The 19,830-nt window shown below is 63.6% G+C and carries 16 protein-coding genes; 14 read left to right on the top strand and 2 right to left on the bottom strand.

Features of this window, described 5'->3' with window-relative positions; all coding sequences use genetic code 11:
* The 14 genes from HB860_RS17155 to tldD all read left to right on the top strand — a co-directional run bounded on the left by HB860_RS17155 (position 1) and on the right by tldD (position 18,511).
* Positions 1-462 carry a prepilin-type N-terminal cleavage/methylation domain-containing protein gene (locus HB860_RS17155; protein WP_247627399.1) on the top strand — a complete coding sequence of 154 codons (462 nt, stop codon included), beginning with the start codon at positions 1-3 and terminating at the stop codon, positions 460-462.
* A 65-nt stretch (positions 463-527) separates the two neighbouring features.
* Complete coding sequence (locus HB860_RS17150) at positions 528-1,013, top strand: pilus assembly FimT family protein (RefSeq protein WP_247627398.1); 486 nt, start codon at positions 528-530, stop codon at positions 1,011-1,013.
* A complete protein-coding gene (locus tag HB860_RS17145) occupies positions 1,000-1,575 on the top strand; it encodes a prepilin-type N-terminal cleavage/methylation domain-containing protein (protein ID WP_247627397.1) in 576 nt (191 codons plus the stop codon). The genes HB860_RS17150 and HB860_RS17145 overlap by 14 nt, the downstream gene beginning before the upstream one ends.
* A complete protein-coding gene (locus tag HB860_RS17140) occupies positions 1,575-2,417 on the top strand; it encodes a PilW family protein (protein ID WP_282101248.1) in 843 nt (280 codons plus the stop codon). Before HB860_RS17145 ends, HB860_RS17140 begins: the two co-directional genes overlap by 1 nt.
* On the top strand, positions 2,407-2,877 hold the full coding sequence (locus HB860_RS17135) for an MSHA biogenesis protein MshP (RefSeq protein ID WP_247627396.1): 471 nt from the start codon (positions 2,407-2,409) through the stop codon (positions 2,875-2,877). Before HB860_RS17140 ends, HB860_RS17135 begins: the two co-directional genes overlap by 11 nt.
* Before the next feature lie 25 nt (positions 2,878-2,902).
* The gene (locus HB860_RS17130) at positions 2,903-7,189 is read left to right on the top strand and encodes a DUF6701 domain-containing protein (RefSeq protein WP_247627395.1); all 4,287 of its coding nucleotides are present in this window, start codon (positions 2,903-2,905) and stop codon (positions 7,187-7,189) included.
* Between the two features lie 216 nt (positions 7,190-7,405).
* Positions 7,406-8,446: a rod shape-determining protein gene (locus HB860_RS17125; protein ID WP_005308111.1), complete on the top strand. Its 1,041-nt coding sequence runs from the start codon at positions 7,406-7,408 to the stop codon at positions 8,444-8,446.
* Positions 8,447-8,487: 41 nt separating this feature from the next.
* Positions 8,488-9,396 (top strand): rod shape-determining protein MreC, encoded by a 909-nt coding sequence (gene mreC / locus HB860_RS17120; protein ID WP_139439229.1) that lies wholly within the window; start codon positions 8,488-8,490, stop codon positions 9,394-9,396.
* The gene (gene mreD, locus HB860_RS17115) at positions 9,396-9,881 is read left to right on the top strand and encodes a rod shape-determining protein MreD (RefSeq protein ID WP_025325450.1); all 486 of its coding nucleotides are present in this window, start codon (positions 9,396-9,398) and stop codon (positions 9,879-9,881) included. The genes mreC and mreD overlap by 1 nt, the downstream gene beginning before the upstream one ends.
* A 51-nt stretch (positions 9,882-9,932) precedes the next feature.
* Positions 9,933-10,520 carry a Maf family protein gene (locus tag HB860_RS17110; RefSeq protein WP_202047758.1) on the top strand — a complete coding sequence of 196 codons (588 nt, stop codon included), beginning with the start codon at positions 9,933-9,935 and terminating at the stop codon, positions 10,518-10,520.
* A gap of 79 nt (positions 10,521-10,599) precedes the next feature.
* The gene (gene rng / locus HB860_RS17105) at positions 10,600-12,069 is read left to right on the top strand and encodes a ribonuclease G (protein WP_025325452.1); all 1,470 of its coding nucleotides are present in this window, start codon (positions 10,600-10,602) and stop codon (positions 12,067-12,069) included.
* Positions 12,070-15,972: a YhdP family protein gene (locus HB860_RS17100; protein ID WP_247627394.1), complete on the top strand. Its 3,903-nt coding sequence runs from the start codon at positions 12,070-12,072 to the stop codon at positions 15,970-15,972. It begins immediately after the preceding gene.
* 120 nt (positions 15,973-16,092) lie between these two features.
* The gene (locus tag HB860_RS17095; protein WP_247627393.1) at positions 16,093-16,902 is read left to right on the top strand and encodes a carbon-nitrogen hydrolase family protein; all 810 of its coding nucleotides are present in this window, start codon (positions 16,093-16,095) and stop codon (positions 16,900-16,902) included.
* A gap of 160 nt (positions 16,903-17,062) precedes the next feature.
* Positions 17,063-18,511, top strand: coding sequence for a metalloprotease TldD (gene tldD, locus HB860_RS17090; protein ID WP_162519299.1), 1,449 nt, complete (start codon positions 17,063-17,065; stop codon positions 18,509-18,511).
* Positions 18,512-18,643: 132 nt separating this feature from the next.
* On the opposite strand, the gene HB860_RS17085 is transcribed toward tldD, so the two are convergent.
* A complete protein-coding gene (locus HB860_RS17085) occupies positions 18,644-18,847 on the bottom strand; it encodes a hypothetical protein (RefSeq protein ID WP_247627392.1) in 204 nt (67 codons plus the stop codon).
* A 159-nt stretch (positions 18,848-19,006) separates the two neighbouring features.
* Positions 19,007-19,723: a MarC family NAAT transporter gene (locus HB860_RS17080; RefSeq protein WP_247627391.1), complete on the bottom strand. Its 717-nt coding sequence runs from the start codon at positions 19,721-19,723 to the stop codon at positions 19,007-19,009.
* Positions 19,724-19,830: the final 107 nt, after the last annotated feature.

The raw sequence follows: 19,830 nt of genomic DNA, 5'->3' as shown, positions 1-19,830 counted from the left end.
ATGAAAAAGCAGGCGGGTTTTACCCTGATCGAACTGGTGATCGTGATCATCATCCTGGGCATTCTGGCGGTCACCGCCGCGCCCAAGTTCCTGAATCTGCAGGATGATGCGCGTACTTCCACCCTGAAAGGGGTTGAGGGCTCGCTGAATTCTGCCGGTGCCATGGTCTACAGCAAGGCTGTTATCGCAGGTAAAGACACTACAGCTTCCGATACGCTGGATATCGGTAATGGTGTCAATGTCGGTATTGCCTTTGGGTATCCCAAGGCGACCAAGGATGATCTGGAGAAAGTATTGCAACTGAGCACTAATGATTGGAGTTTCGGTACTCCTGCATCTAGCAGCATCAGGATCTTCCCGGCTGGTGTTTCCGCCAGCACTGCCACCGACTGTTATGTCACCTATACACAAGCTATTACTTCTGGCTCTCAGCCAACTGCAGCAGTCACTGCTTGTAAGTAAATCTTATAAATTAACAAGATAGAGAGAGGCTGTCCTCTCTCTATTTCTTTTAAAGGTTGCTCATCATGACTGAACGGGACGAAGGTTTTACCCTGATTGAGCTGGTGATCGTAATCCTGTTGCTCGGGATTCTGGCCGCCTTTGCCGTGCCCAAGTGGCTGGGCAAAGGCGGCTTTGAAACCCATACCCTGCGTGACGAGCTGGTGACCCGGCTGCGGCTGGTGCAGACCATGAACATGCATGAAGGGGAGGCGCGCTGCACCCAACTGGTGCTGGAGCAGAGTCGCTTCGCTCACCTGACCCAGACGGGCAGTTGTGCGCCCGGGTCCATCATAGATAACTGGGAGGCGGACGAGCGGAGCCGAGGGCGCGTCGTCACGGCCTCCGGCGATATCTCTCTGCCGCAAGGCAGCTTTACTTTCGACAAGCGCAGCGGCCGTCCGCTCTCACCCTCCACCTGCGTCAATGGCTGCAACCTGGTGGTGAGCAGCGGGCAGGAGAGCGCCCGGCTGCGCATCGAGCCGGAAGGTTATATCCATGCGATCCCCTAAGGTCCGTCGCGGCTTCACCCTGATCGAGTTCGTGGTCGGCATTGTGCTGCTGGCCATCGCCCTGACCGGTATTCTGGGGCTTCTCATCAATCAGGCGCCCCAGGGGGTGGATCCGGTGCAGCAGGTGCGGGGCGCCCAGCTGGCCCAGCGGATCCTCGGCGAGGTGCTGCAAAAATCCTTCGATGAACACTCGGATCACAATGGCGGCCGTTTTCGCTGCGCCGAGACCGTCGGCACCCCTGCGATAACCTATCCCGCCTGCACCCCGGTCGCCGAGTACGGCCCGGATGGGGGCGAGATGCGCCCCTACGAGTTCAACGACGTGGATGATTTCGATACAGCTGGCAACTGGGTGGACGCCAACCAGTTTACCCAGACGGACGCAGAGGGGGTCAGCGACCAGGAGTATCGCCACTATCAGGTCAGGATCGCCGTCACCCCGGACACCCTGTTCGGGAGCCCGGGCCTGGGGGCCGAATCCATCGGCAAGCGCGTCGCCCTGACAGTGCGGCTGCCGGACCAGAGCGAGCTGGCTTTCACCCTCTACCGGGGGAACTACTGATGGGCAAGCCGCATTCCCGTTATGCCGCGTCCGATGACGCATCTGTTACCACAGCCCGTTACCGCGTCCGACCCGGGCGGGCACGGGGTTTCACCCTGGTGGAACTGGTGATGGTGATCTTGCTGCTCGGGGTCATGGCCACCTTTACCAGCCAGTTTATCGGCATCGGCACCCAGATTTACGGGGATGTCAGCCGCCGGGAGCAGCTGATGAGCGATGCCCGCTTCGCTCTGGAGCGGCTCAACCGCGAGCTGCGCGATGCGGTGCCGGGCTCGGTGCGCATCGAGGATGAGGCGGGCAATCCTCTGGATAAGGGGGCCTGCCTGCGCTTCTGGCCCATCGCCACCGCCAGCCGTTATCTGGGCGCTGCGGCCAGCGGCGGGCTCACCATAGTGGAGCCCGAGGTGCTGCCCCGGGAGGAGGACGAGGCCATCGTCTACCCCCTTGCCGATCCGGCTCTCAACCTGGAGCAGGGGTGCCTCCATGGCAACTGCGTGGCCAGGGTCACCTCGGTGGGGAGCCCGGTCTCGGGGGCCTTGTCGCTGACGGTGGATGACACCTTCGCCAAGGAGTCGCCGGGGCAGCGCATCTATTTTGCCCGTCAGCAGGTGCGTTACTGCGTGACGAATGCCGCCCTGACCCGGGCCAGCGCCGCCATAGGCACTGACTTTCACGGGAGCTCGCCGGCCCTGATGGCCGAGCATATCCGCCCTGCGCTCTATTACTTCTACCGTGAACCTGCCGCCTTCAGCCAGAGCGAGGTGGGACTGCGGATGGAGCTTGAGCAGCGCGGCGAGCGCGTCCTCTTCAACCACAAGCTGGAGACGCTCAATGTTCCCTAGGCCCCCCCGCAGGCTGGCGCCCCAGCGCGGCAGCGCCATCATGGTCGCCCTCTTCGTCATCGTCATCATGGCCCTGCTGGCGGCGGCCATGGGCCGCTTCCTGGTGGACAGCGGCGAGAAGAATACGGTGGAGGTGCGCGGGGTGCGTGCCCTGATGGCGGCCCAGAGCGGGCTGGAAATTGCCCTCTATCAGCTGTTTCCCAATCGCAGTGGCGCCGAGTTGCCCGCCGCCTGCACCAGGGTGGTGGCGTCCCGGGTATTCGACAAGGATCCCGGCCTGAGCGGGTGCCGGGTCTCGGTGAGCTGCAATGAGATCCAGGCCAGCCAGGGGGGAGAGACCAGCACCACCTACCGGCTCACCAGCCTGGGCACCTGTGGCACAGAGGCAGCGGGCGCCAACCCGGGCTTTGCCGTCAGCCGCACCCTGGTGGCGGAAGCCTTTGATGGAGTGATGCCGTGAGACTGCCAATGAGGAGTGAGCACCCATGATGCCCCGCTTGAGTTCAGGCCTTTGGCTGGCGCTGATCTGGTGCTCCGCCTCGGTGCAGGCCGTCAGCCAGTGTACTGCGGCTTTCACCTATCCGGTTCAGAGCCATGCCTCTCCCGGTCGACTCGCCATGAGTGGTGAGAGCCGGATCACCAGCGCCACTATGGATACCAATTACCCCTTCCTTGGCAAAACCATCCAGCCGAACGCCAGTTGTAACAACGGCGGGGGCTACAATGGCGGTGCCTACGTATCGAATTGCAATGTCAGTGGATCCTTGGCCAGCCCGATCAAGAGCCAGGCATTTATCAGGGATCCCAATGATTTTCCGGCCAATCCCGGCGGCTTTCCCTCCTACGGCGGACAAGAGGATCTGCCTTGTAATGGCGCTATCTCGCCTGCGGCAGGGGATTACAAGAGTGCGTCATGGGGAGGCAACAGTTGCGTGGCGACCCTGAAATCGGACCAGACCTATCGCTTCGATACCCTGTCGATCAGCGAAGGGGCGAGGCTCAACCTCAACGGTGCGACCGTCTATGCCCAGAAGATGATCATCAAGAATGATTACAACAGTGGCGTCACCGGGTCGGGAAACCTTCATGTGAACGATCTGATGGTCACGGGCCAGGGCAAGCTCAACGACGCCAGGGCCACTGTCTACAGCAGCCTGGAGGTCTCGGGCAATGGTAATACCGGGACGGCCGTCTTCCAACCGCGCTACATAGAGAACGTCACCATGAATGTCTCGGCCAGTGGCCAGAGCGTGATCATGGGAGCCGGGGACTGGGTCATCAAAAACCTGAGGATGAAGAGCAACAGTGCCATGACCTTCCAGGGCCAGAGCACCCTTAGCGTCTATGGGCTCAAGATGGAGGGGCAGGGCAAGATCACGGCGGCGGGCAGTCGCGGCGATCTGACCCTCAAACTGCATCAGACCCTAGAGGTGAGCGACAATGGCGTCATCAATGGTTATCTGCAGGCCAGCTACGTCAAGACCTTCAAGCATCAAAGCACGTCCGACATCCGGCTCTACTTCCGCGGCGGCAGCCACTGGATCGACAAGCTGGAGCTTGGCAGCAACGACAAGCTGATCTTCGATACCGGCTTCGCGGCCCAGCTTTACCTCAAGAGTGACCTGACCCTGAGCGGCCAGATGGAGGTCAATGCCGGGGGCAAGGCCAACGACCTGATGTTCTACCACTTCGGCAAGGTCACCATGAGCGACAATGCCAAACTCAACGCCATTCTCTATGTGAATGCGGGCGATCTGTCCATGAGCAAACAAGCCCAGCTGACGGGGGCCGTATCGGCGGTCAATGTCACCATGACGGATAACAGCAAGATCATCCACGAGCCCTTTACCGGTGACTGGCCCGGTATCTGTGAAGAGGATCTGACCTGCTTCAGCGATGACTTCTCCGCCAGCTCCCTCAGCAACAACTGGGTGGTGGCGCGCAGCAGCGGCGACTTTACCCCCGCCATCGTCAATGGCCGGCTCGGCATGACCGAGGCCAGCCCCAAGCAATCCACCTCGGCGACTTACCAGCGGCTCTTCCCCGCCGCCAACAACCTGGTGACCATAGAGTTCGACCAGTATGCCCACGGTGGCAACGGGGCGGACGGCATGGCGGTGGTGCTCTCGGATGCCAGGGTGACCCCCCAACCGGGCGCCTTCGGCGGGCCCCTCGGGTATGGTTTCAAGCCAGGGGTCAACGGCTTTGCCGGTGGCTGGCTCGGGGTGGGCATAGATGAGTACGGCAACTTCTCCGGCGAAGGCGGGGCGACCAACAAGGGGCGACGCAAGCAGTCCGTGGTGGTGCGTGGCTCGGGCTCGGGCACCAGCGGCTACAACTACCTCAAGGGCACCTGCAAAGATGGCGCCGACAACGCCAGCGGCAACTGCCTCTCGCCGACCGTGGACAGCGGTTCGGACAGCAATCGCCCCCATCGCTATCGCCTGACTATCGACTCGCGTATCAGCGGCCAGTCTCTGGTCAAGGTGGAGCGCAATACCGGAGGGGTTTACAGCACCCTTATCGACAGCTTCAATGCCGCTACCCAGAGTGGCCAGGCGGCCATTCCCGAGAATCTGATGTTATCCCTGACGGGTTCCACAGGGGATGCGACCAACGCCCACCAGATCGACAACGTCCGGATCTGCGCCCTCAACTCCAATCCGGTGGGCACCCAGATCGATCACTTCGAGTTCGATCACTCAGGCCAGGCCCTGACCTGCAACCCGGAGACCCTCATCATACGGGCCTGCGCCAACGCCAGCTGCAGCCAGCTGTTCATGGACCCGGTAAGCGCTACCCTGACGCCGCTTAAAAATGGCAGCAATGGCTGGATAGCCGACAGCCAGGTGAGCTACAGCGGCAACACAGCTACCGTGACCATCAGCAACGGCACCGCCACATTGCAGCTGCGCAACAATCTGGCGAGCGCCATGAGGGTGGGGGTGAGTGGCTCGACACCGTCCACCAAGCCGCTTAGCGAGACGCTTTGCCGGGCGGGTAGCGGCGCCCTGAGCGATGCCGCCTGTACCCTCAGCTTTGCCGACAGCGGCTTCCTGTTCAACGTGCTGGATACCCTGGCCAACAAACCACAACAGGTGGTGATGACGGCGGTCAGGAAGGACAACACGAGCCAGCTGTGCGTGCCGAGTTTTCAGAAGCAGACTAAAAGAATCACGTTCTGGAGTGATTACAACGTGCCTGCGACCAATCTCTTTGGCAGCCAGATAAGGATTGATAAGACGGCCATAGCCACCACGGCGGGGGCTCCCACTGCCATGGATCTCTATTTCAATGAGCTGGGCGAAACCACGCTGAAGGATGTGAGTTACCCGGATGCGGGCCAGATGCGGCTCAATGCCCGCCACGATGGCAGCGGCGACACGGCAGGCCTGGTGATGACGGGCTCGGATCTGTTTGTCAGTCGCCCGGTGGGGCTCTGCATCACGCCTGCCCAGGGGACCTGCGCGGCAGGGGATGCCAGTTGTCCGGTGTTCAAGAAGACCGGTGAGGCGTTCCAGCTGAATATCAAAGGGGTGGCCTGGCAGGCCGACAACGACGGCGATCTCTGCAGTGGCAATCAGGCAACCCCCAACTTCGCGCTGGCCAATATTGCCCTCGGCAGCGAGCTGGTGGCACCCAAACCCGGGGTCGGGGCTGTGGTCGGCACGTCCCGCTACGACCACTCTAACCAGAAGGACAGCAACCTCAACTCCGTCGGCCAGTCGGTCAACGAGGTAGGGGTGTTCCGGATGACGGCGACCCCGCCGGCGGCAGGTTATTTCAACTACACCATACCGCCCGCTGCCAGCGTGCCTGTGGGGCGTTTCATCCCGGTGGACTTCAACCTGGTGAGCGGCAACATAGTCCCCGCCTGCGGTGAGTTTTCCTATATGGGTCAACCCTTCCTGGCGGAGTTGAATATTCAGGCCCGCAATCAGTTTGGCGAGACAGCCCAAAACTATCGAGGGGACTTCGCCAAGGGGGATGCCTACCTGAGTGCGGCCAACAACAAGGATGGGGTGTCGCTCTCAGCCCGGCTGCGCAGTCTGGGGCCGCTGCCCTGGGCGGCAGGGGAGGCCGACTTCAACGGGCCGACCGAGTTTGTGCGCCGCACCGATGGTCAGCCAGACGGCCCCTATCGGGCCCTGTCGTTTGGCCTTTATATGAAAGACAACGATGGTGAGCAGACCCTGATCGCCAGTCCCGACTTCAACGACGGACAGCCGGGGTCATGCAGTGGCGCCGGCTGCAATGCCAGGCTGATCGATGAGGTGCCCATGGAGGCATACTTCGGCCGGGTGCAGGCCGGCACCCGCCAAGGGGTGGCCACGGCCGGGCTGGCGGTGTCGCTGCAACTGCAATATCACGAGGCGGGTGCCTGGCACGCCATGAACACGGATCAATGTACCCGGCTCTCCTTGCAAGATGGGGGCATCGAGTTCACCGATGGCAGCCAGAGTTTCGATGAGGGAAGCGGCGATCTGGCGCTGGATGGCAACACCCGGATCCGGCTCGGCCTTGGCCCGATCGCCCCCGGCGGCATGGTGGAGAGGGCGAAGGATGGGGTCATCACCTTGCAGTTTGCTGCCCCGGACAGGGCTGTGCGCATTCCGTTCCGGATCGATCTGGGCAAGCAACCTGAGTCAGAACTGCAATCTGGACGGCGACCGCTCTGGCTTTCTGACCCTGACAGTCTGGATGGCATGGCCATTTTCGGCCTGGGCCGGGGCAACGATCGCATTATTTATCGCCGCGAAGTGATGCCCTGAAAATGATATGGGGACAGGGAGAAGGGCGCTTTGGGATGGACCTGCGTCTTATCTCCTTGTTTCGTAGTGTTTGTCGGCCTGAGCGGGTGAGTGATGACTCGCATTTTTGTCGCGCTTGATTGACTGGCGACAGTTTGAGCGCTTGCCCATTGGGGTGGGCATTGGTAAAGTTAGCCGGTTTTCTGCACCTCCAAATTCTTAGGATTTCCCGTAGCCATGTTCAAAAAGCTCAGAGGCGTCTTTTCCAACGATCTGTCGATCGATTTGGGAACTGCCAACACCCTGATCTACGTAAAAGATCAAGGGATCGTCCTTAACGAACCCTCAGTTGTCGCCATTCGCCAAGAGCGCGGGAACGCCAAATCGGTCGCTGCCGTCGGTCATGCCGCCAAGCAGATGCTGGGTCGTACCCCGGGTAACATCTCCGCCATTCGTCCGATGAAGGACGGCGTGATCGCCGACTTCTACGTGACCGAGAAGATGCTGCAGCACTTCATCAAGCAGGTTCACGACAACAACTATTTCCGCCCCAGCCCCCGCGTGCTGGTGTGCGTGCCGTGCGGCTCCACCCAGGTCGAGCGCCGTGCCATCAAGGAATCCGCGCTGGGCGCCGGTGCCCGCGAGGTCTACCTGATCGACGAACCCATGGCCGCCGCCATCGGTGCCGGCCTGCCGGTCTCCGAAGCGACAGGTTCCATGGTGGTGGACATCGGTGGTGGTACCACAGAAGTGGCCATCATCTCCCTGAACGGTGTGGTCTACTCCCAGTCCGTGCGTATCGGTGGCGACAAGTTTGACGAAGCCATCATCAGCTACGTGCGCCGCAACTACGGCAGCCTGATCGGGGAAGCCACCGCCGAGCGCATCAAGCACGAGATCGGCTCCGCCTACCCGGGCGAAGAGGTGCGCGAGATCGAAGTCCGTGGTCGCAACCTGGCCGAAGGGGTACCGCGCAGCTTCACCCTGAACTCCAACGAGATCCTGGAAGCGCTGCAAGAGCCGCTGTCCGGCATCGTCTCCGCCGTCATGGTCGCTCTGGAGCAGTCCCCGCCCGAGCTGGCGTCCGACATCTCCGAGCGCGGCATGGTGCTGACCGGTGGTGGCGCCCTGCTCAAAGACATCGACCGTCTGCTGATGGAAGAGACCGGCATCCCGGTCGTCGTGGCTGAAGATCCCCTCACCTGTGTCGCCCGTGGCGGTGGCAAGGCGCTGGAACTGATCGATATGCACGGTGGCGATCTGTTCCACTACGAATAAGACCCAAAGCCGGCCGAGCGCCGGCTCTTTTTTGACGACTCATGAAACCCATCTTTGGTAGAGGCCCTTCGCTTCAGTTACGGTTGTTTCTCGCCGTCATCATCTCTGTCGCTGCCATCGTCGCGGATTCCCGCTTCGGTGTGTTCACGCACGTCCGCGTCTATCTGAGTTCCCTCGTCAGCCCGCTGCAATACATCGCCAACGCGCCAGGCACCCTGCTCGACACCATGTCGACCCAGGTGCAGACCCGATCCAGCCTGATCGAGCAGACCAAGCAGCAGGAGCAGCAGCTGTTCACCCTGCGCTCCCGCCTGCTCAAGCTGGATCAGCTGGAGCACGAGAACCAGCGTCTGCGCGAGCTGCTGGGTTCGCCTGTGCACAAGGAGTCCCGCAAGATGGTGGCGGAGCTGCTGTCGGTGGATTCCGATCCCTTCAGCCATCAGGTGCTGATCAACAAGGGGGCGCTGGACGGCGTCTATAACGGCCAGCCGGTGATCAACGATCAGGGGGTGGTCGGCCAGGTGCTCCACGTGGGCTCCACCACCAGCCGCGTCCTGCTCATCACCGACTCCAGCCACGGCATTCCGGTGCGGGTGCTGCGCAACGATCTGCGCGCCATCGCCTCCGGCAGCGGCGAGCTGGACAAGCTGGAGCTGCGCAACCTGCCGCGCAACACCGACGTCCAGGTCGGCGATCTGCTGGTCACCTCTGGCCTCGGCGGCCGCTTCCCGGAAGGTTATCCGGTGGCGACCGTGACCCGATCCGATTACGTGGAGGGCAAGCCCTTCGCCCAGATCGAGGCCAAGCCCCTGGTGGCGCTGGACAGGCTGCGTTACCTGCTGCTGCTGTGGACCGACAAGAAGCCGGAAGTGCATGACGACGAGGCCATGGCGCCGGTGGCGGCGCCCTCTGCGGCGACGGCCACCTCGGCGGCGGAGGCGACGCGCTGATGCTGCAACCCGCCAGCGGCAGGATCTGGATCTGGATCTCGATCCTGCTGGCCCTGTGTCTCTCGATCCTGCCGCTTCCCTTTCAATTCGAACCCTTCAGGCCGGACTGGCTCGCCATGGTGCTCATCTACTGGGCGCTGGCGTTGCCGCACCGCACCAACGTCGGCACCGCCTGGGTGGCGGGCCTGCTGCTGGACGTGCTGCTCGGCAGCACCCTCGGCGTGCGGGCCATGGCCATGGCCATCACCACCTATCTGGCGGCCTTCCAGTTCCAGAAGATCCGCAACTTCTCCCTCTGGCAGCAGGCGCTGATCATCGGTCTGCTCTCCCTGGTGGGCAAGATCACCGTGTTCTGGGCCGAGCACCTGTTCAGCCGGGCCAGCCTCAACCTGGCCTATTTTTGGTCGACGTTGACAACGATGTTAATATGGCCCTGGATTTTTATGGTCTTGCGCAAGGTACGCCGTCGCTTCAATATCAAGTGAACATGAGCAAAAACAACGGATTGTAACTGCGTCTCATCTCATTGAGTAAATATGAACAAGCACAACGAACTGCAACTCTATCTCGCCTCGGGCTCTCCCCGCCGGCACGAACTGCTGACCCAGCTGGGCTACCGTTTCGAGGTGCTCAGGCTGGATGTGCCCGAGCAGCGGGAGGCGGGCGAAAAGCCCCAGGATTACGTCTGCCGGCTCGCCCGTGACAAGGCGATGGCCGGTGTGGCCGCGGCCCCGACCCCATTGCCTGTGCTGGGGGCCGACACCATAGTGGTGCTGGGAGACAGGGTGCTGGAGAAACCCTCCGACCTGCTCGATGCCAAGGACATGCTGGAGGCGCTCTCCGGCAAGGTCCACCAGGTGATGACGGCGGTGGCCCTGGCCACCCCGGATCGCTGCGACGTGCGGCTGGTCACCACCAATGTGGCATTCCGCAAGCTGGACGAGGCCGAGATAGAGGCCTACTGGCGCACGGGTGAACCCTGCGACAAGGCCGGTGCCTATGCCATCCAGGGCATCGCGGGCAAGTTCGTCAGCCGCATCGAGGGGAGCTACAGCGCCGTGGTCGGCCTGCCCCTGCTGGAGACGGATCTGTTGATCAAGCAGCACCTCGAGCAGACTCGGTAATCCCCTCGTCAGCAGTTCGCTGCTGAGTTACCCGTTGTTCGTCGTGCCAGAATTCAAAACTAGAAAGGCAAGGTAACTTATGTCAGTAGAACTGCTGGTGAACGTCACCCCCTCAGAGACCCGGGTCGCCCTGGTCGAGAACGGGCTGCTGCAGGAAGTGCATGTAGAACGTCAGGCCAAGCGCGGCATAGTGGGCAACATCTACAAGGGCAAGATCAGCCGGGTGCTGCCCGGCATGCAGGCCGCCTTCGTCGACATCGGCATGGACAAGGCCGCCTTCCTGCACGCCTCCGACATAGTGCCCCACACCGAGTGCGTGGCGATCAAGGAGAAGGAGCAGTTCCAGGCGGGCAACATCGCCGAGCTGGTGCGCCAGGGCCAGGACATCATGGTGCAGGTGGTGAAAGATCCCCTGGGCACCAAGGGTGCCCGTCTCACCACCGACATCACCCTGCCGTCCCGCTACCTGGTCTTCATGCCGGGCAGTGCCCACGTGGGCGTCTCCCAGCGCATCGAGTCCGAAGCGGAGCGGGAGCGCCTCAAGCGCACGGTGGCGGGCTATGTGGACGAGCTGGGTGGCTACATCATCCGCACCGCCGCCGAAGGGGTGGGGGAGCAGGAGCTGGAGCAGGACGCCGCCTTCCTCAAACGCCTGTGGCGCAAGATCCTGGAGCGCAAGCAGAAGTACCCGCCCTGCAAGATCCTCTACGAGGATCCCAGCCTGGCCTTCCGGGTGGTGCGCGACTTCGTCGGTGCCGAGCTCGACAAGATCCGGGTCGATTCCCGCCAGAGCTTCGAGCTGCTCTCGCATTTCACCGGGGAGTATGTGCCCGAGCTCGCGAACAAGCTGGAGTACTACTCCGGCGAGTCGCCCATCTTCGATCTCTACGACGTGGAGAACGAGATCCAGCGCGCCCTGGAGCGCAAGGTGGAGCTGAAATCCGGCGGCTACCTCATCATCGACCAGACCGAAGCCATGACCACGGTGGACATCAACACAGGTGCCTTCGTCGGCCATCGCAACCTGGAAGAGACCATCTTCAACACCAACGTCGAGGCCACCGCCGCCATCGCCCGCCACCTGCGCCTGCGCAACCTGGGTGGCATCATCATCATCGACTTCATCGACATGCAGTCCGAGGATCACCGCCGCCGGGTGCTCCACAGCCTGGAGCTGGCGCTGGCCAAAGACAGGGCCAAGACCAACGTCAACGGCTTCTCCCAGCTCGGGCTGGTGGAGATGACCCGCAAGCGCACCCGGGAGAGCCTGGAGCACGTGCTCTGCTCCGAGTGCCCCGAGTGCAAGGGGCGCGGCCGGGTCAAGACGGTGGAGTCGGTCTGCTTCGAGATCCTGCGGGAGATCATCCGGGTCAACCGCGCCTACGATGCGGATCAGTTCACCGTCTATGCGGCCCCCTCGGTGGCCGATTACCTGCGGGGAGAGGAGTCCCACAGTCTGGCCGAGCTGGAAGTCTTCATCGGCAAGCAGGTCAGGGTGGTGACGGAGCCGCTCTGTGGGCAGGAACAATTCGATGTGGTGATGATGTAATTGATCTACCGCTGGCTGAGTCGGGGCTGGTTAGCCCTCGGGGTCTTCTTCGTGCTGCTGGCCATCCTGGTCAGCGTGGTACGCCTTGGCGGCCCCCTGCTCAACCAGCACAGGCAGGCGCTGATCGCCACCCTGCTCGGCGACAGCCAGCTGGAGGTGAGCGTCGAGCATGTCGGGTTGAGCTGGACCCAGCGCGGCCCGGCTCTCGAGCTGCAAGGGCTCGCCATCGCCCCCGATTCGGGGCGCTTCTCCCTGCGCCTTGGCAAGGTGTGGGCCCACCTCGACTTCTGGCGCTCCCTCAACGACTGGAAGCCGGTGTTCGGCCAGCTGTTGCTGAGCGACGGCGACATGGCGCTGGATCTGGCGCAGCCGGCCGCCCCGACCGGGGAGAAGAGCCCGGATCAGCAGCGGGCCCTGCTGCGCTTCCTGCTGACCCAGCTCTCCACCTTCGACATTCATGACAGCCGCCTGAGCGTGACCACGGCGCTCGGAGAGGTGCGCGCCCTCAACATCGCCCAGTTGCGCTGGCAGAATCGCGGCAAGCGGCATCAGGGGGTGGGCAAGGCCTACCTCATCAACGGGGTGGGCGAGAGCGCCATCGATCTCATCATCGACGTGGATGCCCCGCAAGTGCGCCTCGACAGGCTCAAGGGCCAGCTCTACCTGGGGGCCAGCGAGCTGGACATCAGCCCCATGCTGGCGCGGATCCACGCCGGCGAACCCAGGGTGACCGGCCAGCTCGACTTCCAGCTGTGGAGCGAGTTCGAGGGGGGGAGGCTCGGCAACTCCCTGCTGGCCTTTGGCAACAACCACCTGATCTGGAAGGACGAGGTCAAGGGGGAGCCGCACCGGCTCGATCTGCAGGGGGGCAAGATCCAGCTGCGGCGCGACGGTGAGGAGTGGCAGCTCGCCAGCCATGACGTGACCTTCAAGCTCGACGGGGCGACCTGGCTGCAGAGCCGGTTGCAGCTAGAGCGGGTCGGCTCCCGCATCCAGGGCTATGTGCCCGCCATCGATCTCAACCAGATGGCCAACCTGAGCCAGCTGGTCTCGGGCCTCTATCCCGAGCTGACCAAGACCCTCAAGCACACCCAGCCCAAGGGCAAGGTGCAGGAGCTGGTGCTGCAGGCCGATGGCGACTGGCAGGGGCTCTCCCTGAGCGGGCAGCTCAGGGGCTTCGAGACCAGAGCCTGGCACGACGTGCCCGGCCTGCAGAAACTGGACGGCGACTTCTGGCTCACTCCGGCCGGGGGCAGTGCCCGCCTGACCCTGGGCAAGGGCAAGGTGGATCCGGCCCGACACTTCAAGGTGCCGATCCCGGTCGACAGCCTCTCGGCGCGCCTCGACTGGTGGCGGGAGACCCAAGGCTGGGTGCTCTACGGCCAGGACATAGCGCTGGATAACGAGGACTTGAGCCTCGCCAGCCGTTTCCGCCTCGATCTGTTCGAGCACCCCTTCCTCGCCCTGACCGGCCGCATCGACGTGAAGAATGCGGCCCATGCGGATCGCTACTATCCGCTGGCCGTGATGAGCGACGGCCTGGTGGACTACCTGAGCGGCGCCATCAAGGGGGGCAAGGCCAAGGGGGCCGATCTGCTCTGGTATGGCGAATTCCGCGACTTCCCCTACGACAATGGCAAGGGGGTCTTCCAGGTTGCCGTGCCGCTGGAGCGGGCCACCTACGAGTTCTTCCCCGGTTGGCAGCCACTCACCGACCTGCAGATCGATCTGCTGTTCCAGAACGCGGGTCTGGATATGCGCAGCAGCGCCACCCGGCTCGGCAAGGCCAGATCCGACGCCGTGCATGCCTGGATCCCGGATCTCTCCCCCGGCGCGCACCTCTATGTGGATGCCAGGGTCCAGGGGGAGGGGCAGGCCATCAGCGGTTACCTGCAGGAGTCTCCCCTCGCGGGCTCCGTGGGTCAGGCGCTGCGGGAGATCGAGATCCGCGGCCCCCTGCAGGGCACGGTCAAGCTGGACATCCCCCTGGATGGCAAGGGCGAGGTCAAGGCCAGCGGAGAGGCGAACTTCCATGACAACAGCGTCAGGATCGCCGCCCTGGATCTGCCCCTGGAGAAGGTGCAGGGACGACTCGAATATGACAACGAGCACACGCACTTCAGCAACCTCAAGGCCAGCCTCTGGAACCAGCCGCTGACTCTGGATTACCGGGGCAAGCAGCTGCCCCACGGCTATCAGGCGGATCTCAAGTTCAAGGGCCTCTGGGACAGCAGTCGCCAGCGCCAGGACATTCCCGCCCTCGAGATGCTCAAGGGGCGCAGCAACTGGACGGGGACCCTGGGGCTGACCCTGCCCGAGAACAAGGCCTTCAGCTTCCAGCTGGCGCTGGACTCCAACCTGCAGGGCATGGGGCTGGATCTGCCGGTGCCGCTCGCCAAGGCGCCCGGGAGCCGGCTCCCCCTCAAGGTCACGGCACGGGGCCGCGACGGCAGCGCCGACATTCGCGCCGTGCTGGGGGCCGATGTGGATATGCAGAGCCGGCTGGTATATGGCGAGGGGGCTGCCTACCTCAGCCGGGTGCGGGTCAACGTCGGCCAGCCCGGGGCCAGGGTGCTGCAAGACAAGCCCATGCTGCTCGCCATCAATCAGCCCCAGGCCGACGTGGCCGGCTGGCTGGCGCGGCTCACGCGCTGGTTGCCGGGCAAGGAGGCGGGGAGCAGCGGCAATGCGGTGGTCGGCCCCGCCTTCCTGCCTCAGGAGTGGTGGGTCGATGGTATGCTCGCCCGGGCCGACATCGGCAGCGCCAACCTCAAGGCGGTGCACTTCACCGTGGGGCCGGTGAACCTGGCCACCGAGGTGATGATCGACAGCCCCGAGGTGATGGGGGTGGTGCGCATTCCCGTGACGGACAGGCAGCCCATCGACGCCAAGTTCGCCCGTATTCACTGGTCAGGCAAGGGATCCGACCTCAGCCCCGAGCCCGATGCGAGGCAGGACAAGGCCATCATGGATGCCATTCCCTGGCTCACCTTCAGCTGCGTGGATTGCCGCTTCGGTGCCCTGCCCCTCGGGGAGCTCAAAGGGGAACTGGTGCCAGGGGCCAATCGGCTCGATCTCAAGGGGTTGGAGATGCGGCTCGCCGGCAGCACCCTGAGCGGGAGCGCCGAGTGGCTGGCGCGGTCCGGCCAGATGCAGACCCGGGCCCGTGCCCACCTCAGCACCCAGAACAGCGAGCTGCTGCTCAAGCGACTCGGCTTCACCTCGCCCATAGGCGACGCGCCGGGCAAGCTGGCGCTGGATCTGAACTGGCGTGACGTGCCCTACCGACTGGATCTGCCGACCCTGGCAGGCAGTGCCGATTACCAGCTGGAGGGGGGTACCCTGCGGGAGGTCAACGACAAGGGGGCGCGCCTGCTCTCCCTGCTGAGCCTCGACTCCCTGATGCGCAAGCTGCGCCTCGATTTTCGCGACGTGTTCGACAAGGGCTTCTACTTCGAGTCCATGTCCGCCTCCGCCAGGATCAAGCAGGGGGTGGTGGAGAACAACGACTTCTACATGAAGGGGGCGGCGGGCAACCTGCGTGGCGAGGGCATCGCCGATCTGGTGCGCTGGCATCTCGATTACGATCTGAGCTTCTCCCCGAACCTGGGCGGCACCCTGCCGGTGGTGGCGGCCTTCTCCCTGACCCCGATCACCGGGCTCTATGTGCTGGCCCTCTCCAAGCTGCTGGAGCCGGTGGTGGATGTGGTGACCCGCATCGACTTCCGGGTCTCGGGCCCGCTGGATGATCCCAAGCTGATCGAGGCCGGCCGGGATCGCGCCCGCATCAAGCTCAACCAGCAGCAGAAGCAGGCGGTGGATGCGGTGGCACCGAACCTGCCCGCCGAGGAGGTCACCCCCTTCCTGCTGACCCCCAAGCCCGGCGAACCTGCCCGGCGCTGAGGAGCGGCATCCGGTGCCAAAATCCTTTCGTCCCGGGCCCGAACCCCTCATAGTGCTGGGATGCCCCCGCAAGCCGAGGATGCAGAGTCCGGCGGCTTGCCCAATCACAAGGAGCGCGTCATGTGGCTAGCCGCCATACAGTTGATCTCGGGCCGTCACTGGCAGGATAACCGGGAGCAGATTGCCGCCGAGCTGGCGGCGTTGCCGAGGGAGCGCCCCCTGCTGGTGCTGCTGCCGGAAAACTTCGCCCTGTTCGGCGAGCGCCAGGGCTATCTGGACGGGGCAGAGGCCCTGGGTGAGGGGCCCATCCAGACCCAGCTGGCCGCCTGGGCGCGGGAGTACGGGATCTGGCTGGTGGCCGGGGCCATGCCCACCACCATCGCCGGTTCCGACCATATCCACACCAGCTCCCTGGTGTTCGATCCCGGCGGCGAGCTCAAGGGCCACTACCACAAGATCCACCTGTTCGACGTGGACGTGGCGGACAACCACGGCCGCTACCGGGAGTCCGAGACCTTCAGCCCGGGCCAGGAGTGCGTGCTGGTGGACTCTCCCTTTGGTCCCCTCGGCCTCTCTATCTGTTATGATTTGCGCTTCCCCGAGCTCTATCGCCGGCTGGCCGGGGCCGGCGCCCGGGTGCTGCTGGTGCCTGCCGCCTTCACCGCCGTGACCGGAGAGGCGCACTGGGAGCCGCTGCTGCGGGCCCGCGCCATCGAGAACCAGTGCTACGTGGTGGCCGCCAATCAGGGGGGCACCCACGAGACGGGGCGCCAGACCTGGGGCCACAGCATGGTGATCGATCCCTGGGGCCGGGTGCTGGCCTGCCAGGATTCGGGCCCAGCCACCGTGCTGGTGAAGATGGAGCCTGGGTTGGTCGACGAATTGAAAAGCACCATGCCCGTTATGGAGCACGCCCGTTTGCTTGATTGACGTAGGGTGCAACAAGCGAAGCGCATTGCACCTGTGTCTATCTTTGGGTTGGCGATGCAATTCACTTCGTTCATTGCACCCTACGAATACGAACTTGTCACCGGGCCACACCGGATGAATTAACCGTTACGACATCTCGCATCGAGAGTGGAGAGAAAGATTGAGTCTATTGAGCCAGGTTAGTGCCTCCCTGTTGGCCCCGAACGATCTCGACGAGGGGCGGCTGCAGCAGCTGCTCGGCAGCCTGATGAGCCATCAGGTGGAGTTCGGCGACCTCTATTTCCAGCGCAGCTGGCACGAGTCCTGGATGCTGGAGGACGGCATCGTCAAGGATGGCAGCTACAACATCGATCAGGGTGTGGGGGTGCGCGCCGTCAGCGGCGAGAAGACCGGCTTCGCCTACTCGGACGAGCTGAGCCTGCTGGCGCTGCAGCAGTCGGTGACCGCCGCCCGCGGCATCGCCGCCGCCGGCGCCCAGGGCAAGGTGAAGGCCTGGGCCAGAACCGAAGCGAACCTGCTCTATCCCGCCATGGATCCGCTGCAGACCCTCGACAAGCAGCAGAAGATCGCCCTGCTCGAGCAGATGGACAAGTTCGCCAGAAGCCTGGATCCCGCCATCAATCAGGTGATGGCCTCCATCAGCGGCGTCTATGAAGAGATCCTGGTGGCCGCCACCGATGGCACCCTGGCCGCCGACGTGCGCCCCCTGGTGCGCCTCTCGGTGACCGTCATCGCCGAGAAGGGGGATCGCCGGGAGCGCGGCAGCGCCGGTGGCGGTGGTCGCTTCGGTTACGATTACTTCCTGGAGCTGGACGGGCTCGAGAGCCGGGCGTTTGGCTATGTGCGCGAAGCGGTGCGCCAGGCCCTGGTGAACTTGGAGGCCATAGACGCGCCGGCCGGCACCATGCCGGTGGTGCTGGGTGCCGGCTGGCCCGGCGTGCTGCTGCACGAGGCGGTGGGCCACGGCCTGGAGGGGGACTTCAACCGCAAGGGCTCGTCCGCCTTCGCCGGTCGCATCGGCGAGCAGGTCGCCTCCAAGCACTGCACCATAGTCGATGACGGTACCCTGGTGGGTCGGCGCGGCTCCGTCTCCATCGACGACGAGGGGACGCCGGGGGGCTACAACGTGCTGATCGAGAACGGCATCCTCAAGGGCTACCTGCAGGACAAGCAGAACGCCCGCCTGATGGGGGTACCGCTCACCGGCAACGGCCGGCGCGAATCCTACGCAGCCCTGCCGATGCCGCGCATGACCAACACTTACATGCTGGCGGGTCAGCACGATCCGGCGGAGATCATCGCCTCGGTGAAGAAGGGGATCTATGCCCCCAACTTCGGCGGCGGCCAGGTGGACATCACCTCAGGCAAGTTCGTCTTCTCCGCCTCCGAGGCCTACCTTATCGAGGATGGCAGGATCACCGCCCCCATCAAGGGTGCCACGCTCATCGGCAACGGCCCCGAGGCCATGAGCCAGGTCTCCATGGTGGGCAGCGATCTTGCGCTGGATCGCGGGGTCGGGGTCTGTGGCAAGGAGGGGCAGAGCGTGCCGGTCGGCGTCGGTCAGCCCACTCTCAAGCTGGATCAGCTCACCGTGGGCGGCACTTCCTAGGCTGGCTTGGCCGCGCAGCGGCATGACCCATGCAAGCAAACCCCGGCCCGCAGCCGGGGTTTTGTTTTTGTCGGGGCGCACCAATAAAAACCCCGGTCAGTGGACCGGGGCGGGTGAAGGGGGTTGATGGGCTCAGTTGGCCGATATGGCACGGGCGTCGATATAGAATCGCGCGTGACCTTGCGGATCTATTCTGATCTGGGCGACCAGCCGATCGCTTCGCTTGTATTCCCACCCGCTCTTGATCCGGGTCAGGGCGGGGCTGACGGCCCCGACCACGTTCAGATATTCGTGGAACAGGCTGTAGCTTCCAATCTCGGTCAGCATCTTTTCCATTTGCATGTCTCCTCAAGTGATTGGGTCTGCGCGGGTCACGTTAGCAGCGACCCTCTGAACCTTGCCTGTATAAAAAACACACTACGCCGTCCGTGGGCAGGCAACATGATCAGGCGCAAGTTCGGCGACGATTCCCGAGCGAGATGACAGCGTTTTCAGTCAGGGCTGGCGCGCGGCGGGCAGGTGATCGAGGGCGGCGGATGCGTGTGACTGCGCCGGGGCCGTCTGCACCGCGGGCGCACCGTGGAACACGGGATCCTGCGCCACCTCCTTGATGCCGTTGATGCAGAACTGCATGCCCATGCACACCAGCAGGAAGCCCATGATCCGGGTCATGGCGTCTATGCCGGTGGCACCGAGGATCTTGCAGACCGGATCCGCCAGCTTGAGCACCCCCCAGCTGAGCAGGCTCATCAGGGCGAAGGCGGTCACCATGGCGGCATAGATGACGAAACGGTTGTACTCGTCGGGCAGCTCGGCAATCTGGGCGGCGCCGCTGATCACCAGGGCCATGGTGCCCGGCCCGCACATGCTGGGCATGGTGAGCGGCACGAAGGCGATGCTCTGGTTGATGTCGACCCCTGCGGCCTGGCTGGGGGCGGGGAACAGCATGCGAAAACCGATGAAGGCGATGATGAGGCCACCGGCCAGCCGCAGGCCGGGAATGGAGATCCCGAACAGATCCAGGATGGAGGAGCCGATGAAGAAGCTGACGCAGAGGGTGGCGAACAGATAGATGGCGGCCAGGTTGATCTGGCGGCGTACGTGCTCACGGGACATGCCCTTGCTCAATCCCAGCAGCAGGGTCGCCGTGGTGGGGGGATTGACCATGGGCAGCAGCGCGAGCAAGGCGATGAATACGACCTGGAAAAACATCTTGCACCTCGGGGTGGTTGGAAAACAAAGGGCCAGACGGGGGTCTGGCCTAAGGGGGGGCTACTCTACGGCAGCCAGGCTGAATATAGCCGGAACGAAGGGGCCCC

The organism is Aeromonas genomosp. paramedia (assembly GCF_023093515.1).
Taxonomy (GTDB): Bacteria; Pseudomonadota; Gammaproteobacteria; order Enterobacterales; family Aeromonadaceae; genus Aeromonas.
Note: the sequence above shows the minus strand (reverse complement) of the source record. Positions and strands in the feature narration are given on the sequence as shown.

Bases quoted from the DNA above. Each gene is read 5' to 3' on its own strand.
- HB860_RS17155 (WP_247627399.1), top strand. From the start codon at position 1: ATGAAAAAGCAGGCGGGTTTTACCCTGATCGAACTGGTGATCGTGATC.
- HB860_RS17150 (WP_247627398.1), top strand. From the start codon at position 528: ATGACTGAACGGGACGAAGGTTTTACCCTGATTGAGCTGGTGATCGTA.
- HB860_RS17145 (WP_247627397.1), top strand. From the start codon at position 1,000: ATGCGATCCCCTAAGGTCCGTCGCGGCTTCACCCTGATCGAGTTCGTG.
- HB860_RS17140 (WP_282101248.1), top strand. From the start codon at position 1,575: ATGGGCAAGCCGCATTCCCGTTATGCCGCGTCCGATGACGCATCTGTT.
- HB860_RS17135 (WP_247627396.1), top strand. From the start codon at position 2,407: ATGTTCCCTAGGCCCCCCCGCAGGCTGGCGCCCCAGCGCGGCAGCGCC.
- HB860_RS17130 (WP_247627395.1), top strand. From the start codon at position 2,903: ATGATGCCCCGCTTGAGTTCAGGCCTTTGGCTGGCGCTGATCTGGTGC.
- HB860_RS17125 (WP_005308111.1), top strand. From the start codon at position 7,406: ATGTTCAAAAAGCTCAGAGGCGTCTTTTCCAACGATCTGTCGATCGAT.
- mreC (WP_139439229.1), top strand. From the start codon at position 8,488: ATGAAACCCATCTTTGGTAGAGGCCCTTCGCTTCAGTTACGGTTGTTT.
- mreD (WP_025325450.1), top strand. From the start codon at position 9,396: ATGCTGCAACCCGCCAGCGGCAGGATCTGGATCTGGATCTCGATCCTG.
- HB860_RS17110 (WP_202047758.1), top strand. From the start codon at position 9,933: ATGAACAAGCACAACGAACTGCAACTCTATCTCGCCTCGGGCTCTCCC.
- rng (WP_025325452.1), top strand. From the start codon at position 10,600: ATGTCAGTAGAACTGCTGGTGAACGTCACCCCCTCAGAGACCCGGGTC.
- HB860_RS17095 (WP_247627393.1), top strand. From the start codon at position 16,093: ATGTGGCTAGCCGCCATACAGTTGATCTCGGGCCGTCACTGGCAGGAT.
- HB860_RS17085 (WP_247627392.1), bottom strand. From the start codon at position 18,847: ATGGAAAAGATGCTGACCGAGATTGGAAGCTACAGCCTGTTCCACGAA.
- HB860_RS17080 (WP_247627391.1), bottom strand. From the start codon at position 19,723: ATGTTTTTCCAGGTCGTATTCATCGCCTTGCTCGCGCTGCTGCCCATG.